Source organism: Halovenus amylolytica (assembly GCA_004015825.1).
Taxonomy (GTDB): Archaea; Halobacteriota; Halobacteria; order Halobacteriales; family Haloarculaceae; genus Halovenus; species Halovenus amylolytica.
The window spans coordinates 1-3,929 of record SAYS01000045.1; the positions used below are offsets into that span (position 1 = coordinate 1).

Below are 3,929 nucleotides of genomic sequence, written 5' to 3' on the forward strand. Positions count from 1 at the left end.
TGTTTTTCGTTGTTCTCGTGTGACTGGGCGTGTGCCGTAGATACCTTTGTAGTAGCAGTGGAGAAAGCCTTTGAAGAGTTCTGGTGGCTTGTGGACTCGTGTTCGCCCCCGCTTCGTGGGGGCGAACACGTCATACTCAAGCAGAAAATCGAACTCCAAGTACTCGAACAGCGGTGCTGTCTCCGTAGCCACGACATTCAAGAAGTCGTCGACCGAAGCTACGTCTTGCAGGGTTTTGGTGCTGCTGGACACAGTTTCCAAATCCTGCGGCCTCCCTTGGGAGGCTTTCTATGACACGCTCCTGTTATTCCAATCATCACAAACGTTATGCCAGCCCCCTTCAAACAGGCACACGGTGTCCGAGTCGCACTGTCCCAACCACTGTCACTCGGACACCGTTTTGAGGGGAAACCATCATTATCCCGGCAGGCGTACAGCCACGTATGGCAGACAAACCCTCTTCGGGTGAACTGTTCGGTGTCCCGTACAACTTCGAAAAACCGAGCCTCAGGGGGCTGCTTTCCTCCTACTGGCGGCCCGGCGAGAGCATGCTCGTCAAGAAACCGTTCGGCATCGGCTACAGCCTGAACCTGGCGAACTGGCGGTCCTGGATCGTCCTGGCGATAGTCGGTGCCCTGCTGTATCAGGAGAAATCCGGTGACGACGAGGAGGAGTACGCAGAGGATGCCGACGACGAGCCGGTCGAAGTCATTGTCGACTAACATCCAAGCCTATTTTCACCCGCCGTCCTGACGGGGGGTATGGTCAAATTCGTCACGACGAACCCCGGGAAGATCCACGAGGCCCGGGAGTATCTCGACTCACCTGTCGAGCAACTGGATTTCGATTACCCTGAACGACAGGCCGAGGATCTCGCGACGGTCGCCGCCCACGGCGCCCGCGCTGCCTACCGACACGCAGGCGAACCCGTCATCGTCGACGACTCCGGGCTGACGATCGACGCACTCGACGGCTTCCCGGGGCCGTACTCCTCCTACGTCGAGGAGAAACTCGGTATCGAACGCGTCTGGCAACTCGCAAAGGAGGAGTCGAACCGCTCTGCATCCTTCCGCGCCGTCGTCGCATACTGTGACGGTGGCTCCTTCGAGGCGACTCCCGAGCCAGTCGATACCGACCGCCGTGGCGACGATCTCGGCACCAGCGAACGCGATAGCGCGACGACCGACCAGCAAGTCGCCGAGGACGAACAGCTTCCTGTCCGTCTGTTCGAGGGTGTCGCACCCGGCAAGATCGTCGCGCCGCGCGGTGACGGTGGCTTCGGCTTCGATCCGATCTTCGAGTTCGACGGCCAGACCTACGCCGAGATGAGCACTGAAGAAAAAAACGCCATCAGCCACCGCGGGCGTGCGCTCGCGAAGTTCGCAGACTGGTACGCTCAACGGTAGTCGCTCACTCTCGCGGATCACGATCCGGGCCTGGATACGATTCGTCGTGGAGACTCTCGTAGAGATTCGCCGGATCGAAGAGGGTCGCGAACGCGTCTGGCGTGCGGATGCTGAGTGCCATATGCTCTTGCAGGGAGCGATTCGCTGCCGCACTCGTCAACCCCTCGTCGAAGCTCAGGAGGTGGGCTGCGCCGCCCCGGTAGGCCGAGGCCAGTGCCGGGTGATCCCCCTCGGGGTGGGAGACTGCGACGCGCTCTGCAGTGATTTTCTCCCGCCAGTCCGTCGCCAGCTGATCGTCAGCCAGTTCGGTGATGATCGCGACAGCGTCGTCGAGGAGTGGGTCGCTCGCCACCAGTTCGAGCCAGTCGTGTCGCCGCACGTGATCGAGTGCCTCGCGGGCAACCCCGCCGACGAGGAGGTCTGCGGCGAGTACGTCGGCGTCGGCGACGATCCGTGCGGGGCTGGCTTCGATGGGTTCCTCGTCACTCATCTGTCCGTCTGGCTGCCAGCGCGTCCTGAATCTCCGCTGTCGTCCGGTCGTAGTCGGCTGCCCGTTCGAACAGTTTGGCCCAGTTCATACGACGACTACGGGACCGCGAACAAAAACGGTCTATGGTCCGGTAGCGGGTCGGAGTCCGACGTGTGTCTGACGGGTGTTTAACTGTACTCGTGGTGCGTTGATAGATGGGCGCGTGTCAAACCGTCTTGTGCCCACAGCTCCCATCCTTCCACGGCGCGCCCTGCTTTTCGCAGGTGTGTTTCGCCACGCGCCCCGGCTTTTTGACCTACGCTGCAGCGCTCTCGCCACGCAGCGTAGTCCGTACCTCGGTGAGAATACCGGGATCGGCGAGAATCGCGACCGAATCGCCTGCCTCGATGGTCGTCTGTGGCAGTGGGATGCTCATCGATTCGTCCTTCCGGCCGTGGGCGTAGATCCGCGCGCCGCCAGGCAGTTCGACCTCGATGACGCGGTCGCCGATGACGGGTGCGCCATCCGGAATCTCGACACTCGCGAGCGCGAGACTCTCCGTAATATCGGCGATGACGTTGAAATCGCCGCCCAGCAGTGCCGTCTTCGCTCCCACTGCGCCGAGTCGCTCGGGGTAGATAATCTCGTCGACACTGTCGGCGTATTTCTCGTACAGTTCGTCGCTGAAGTCCTCGCTGACCCGCAGGACGGTCCGACAGCCGTATGCGTCACCGACGACGCAGGCTGCGAAGTTGGTGCTGAGGTCTCCGGTCAATCCCGCGATTGCATCCGCATCGTCCAGCCCTGCCTGTTCCAGGACTCGCTCTGTCGAGCCGTTGCCCTCGATCACCTCGAACCCCTCTTCTTTGGCCCGCTCGACTTTCTCCCTGTTGTTTTCGACGACGGCGACCTCGTGACCCTCGCTGTCGAGTGTCCGGGCAGTCCGCATGCCGACGCGGCCGAAGCCGACGATTACGAATTTCATACGTTCACATACAGCATCCACGGTAAAAATACTATGCCCGGATCTGCTGGTATCTCACGATTGCGATCCGGGTCGCGAGTGTGAGAAAGACGGCGAGTACTGTCGTCGTGGTTGCGGTCCCGGCGGCGAGGTCGAACCCCGGCAGCGTCCGGTCGAACTCACCACCGACGTACAGTCCCCGGATCCAGGTGTGGTGTGGCCCGCCCAGCACCGAGACGAAGTAATCGAGGACATCGTTGAGGACGAACCAGCCCGTCGCGATCGACACAGCCCAGACCGGGAAGTTGGCGTACCGGTGGATTACGAAGGCCTGGACGGCCATCGCGAGGTGACTCCAGATCAGGAACTGGTAGAGCCACGGTTCGATCCCGCCGGGGCCGTTGATGAACACCTGCACGACGGGTGTCCAGAGCCCGTACTTCAGACAGCCGAAGAAGGCCAGCGCGTGGAGCCACTCTGCATCGAAATCGAGCCGCCAGGCTGCGAGCGACAGCCCCATGTAAAGTGTCGCGAGTGGGCTCACTGGGACGATCGGCCACATCACAAGCGGTGTCTCCGAGAGCTGTGGCCAGTAGTACCAGAAGCCAAAGGCCGTGCCAGCGACGTTGATGAGGGCGATCGGCCACGCAAGCCGCAAAGCAATATTTTCCATCCACTCCGGGAGCGGCGCAACGTATCTGGGGAGTCCGCGTGGTTCGGGGATCGACCGGTCGAAATACCGCGCGACGAACGCGTCGAACCGACGGCCGACACCAACACTCATGGGTTATCTGTACCGGTCCGCGAGCAAAATGGTAGCGATTCCGGCACTAGGAGTGTGTGGTGTTTGTAGTAGTGGTTTGTCCGAGAAGGTGGATACAAACAGCAAGAAAGCCCCCGTCCGCTCGACTGTCCGAGACTCGCTGCGGTCCTCACTGCGTTGTCGTCCGAAAATCGAAGATTTTTGCTCAGTAGAATCGCTAGCCGGCGGAGCGGCTAGGCTATCTTGACTGGGAGCGAAGCGACGGACGAAATGAAATCGGAAATCCGTCGCTTCACTAGAGAGTGCGTGAGGCTAGCTCAAATGATT

5 protein-coding genes and 1 pseudogene are annotated in these 3,929 nt (G+C 61.0%); 2 read left to right on the forward strand and 4 right to left on the reverse strand.

The window, feature by feature from the left end; all coding sequences use genetic code 11:
• A pseudogene (locus EOW68_RS18125) lies at positions 1–252 on the reverse strand (IS5/IS1182 family transposase); the annotation flags it as partial.
• Positions 253–443: 191 nt separating this feature from the next.
• On the opposite strand from EOW68_RS18125, the gene EOW68_RS18130 reads away from it, so the two are divergent.
• A complete protein-coding gene (locus EOW68_RS18130) occupies positions 444–722 on the forward strand; it encodes a DUF5808 domain-containing protein (protein WP_128226559.1) in 279 nt (92 codons plus the stop codon).
• A 39-nt stretch (positions 723–761) separates the two neighbouring features.
• The gene (locus tag EOW68_RS18135) at positions 762–1,406 is read left to right on the forward strand and encodes a non-canonical purine NTP pyrophosphatase (RefSeq protein WP_128226560.1); all 645 of its coding nucleotides are present in this window, start codon (positions 762–764) and stop codon (positions 1,404–1,406) included.
• A gap of 4 nt (positions 1,407–1,410) precedes the next feature.
• On the opposite strand, the gene EOW68_RS18140 is transcribed toward EOW68_RS18135, so the two are convergent.
• From EOW68_RS18140 to EOW68_RS18150, 3 genes are all read right to left on the reverse strand, one after another.
• Positions 1,411–1,896 (reverse strand): DUF7384 family protein, encoded by a 486-nt coding sequence (locus EOW68_RS18140; protein WP_128226561.1) that lies wholly within the window; start codon positions 1,894–1,896, stop codon positions 1,411–1,413.
• 295 nt (positions 1,897–2,191) lie between these two features.
• Positions 2,192–2,860 (reverse strand): potassium channel family protein, encoded by a 669-nt coding sequence (locus EOW68_RS18145; RefSeq protein WP_128226562.1) that lies wholly within the window; start codon positions 2,858–2,860, stop codon positions 2,192–2,194.
• A 31-nt stretch (positions 2,861–2,891) separates the two neighbouring features.
• Positions 2,892–3,623, reverse strand: a complete 732-nt coding sequence (locus EOW68_RS18150) for a DUF1405 domain-containing protein (protein WP_128226563.1) — start codon at positions 3,621–3,623, stop codon at positions 2,892–2,894.
• Positions 3,624–3,929: the final 306 nt, after the last annotated feature.